The organism is Pseudomonas baetica, assembly GCF_019733355.1.
In the GTDB taxonomy this organism is placed as follows: domain Bacteria; phylum Pseudomonadota; class Gammaproteobacteria; order Pseudomonadales; family Pseudomonadaceae; genus Aquipseudomonas; species Aquipseudomonas baetica_A.
In genome coordinates this window covers 1-272 of record NZ_JAIHLQ010000179.1, presented here as the reverse complement: position 1 = coordinate 272, position 272 = coordinate 1, and the positions used below count along the sequence as shown (strand labels likewise).

Genomic DNA, 272 nt, shown 5'->3' with positions numbered 1-272 from the left:
GTGGCGGTGTAAGTGACGGTGCCGCCTTCTGCTGCGGTGCCGGTGGCGCTCAGTTTCACCGACGTGGTGTCGATGGTGTCAGTGACGCTGGTCACGGCTGGCGCGGTGCTCGGCACCAGATTCTCGAAGTTGCCACCGGTCGCTGTGCTGATCGTTGCCTGTACGGTACCGGCATCTTTGTAGACGTCGTCAGCCGGCGCTGGAACAGTCACAGTGCCGGTGGTTTTACCGGCCTCGATGGTGATCACTGCGCCGTTCGACAGAGTCACAGT

At 62.1% G+C, this 272-nt stretch carries 1 protein-coding gene; it reads right to left on the bottom strand.

The genetic code is table 11. The features are described from left to right. Window positions 1–272, bottom strand: a 272-nt coding sequence (locus tag K5E40_RS34645) for an immunoglobulin-like domain-containing protein (protein WP_221734456.1), incomplete at both ends; no start/stop codon positions are given.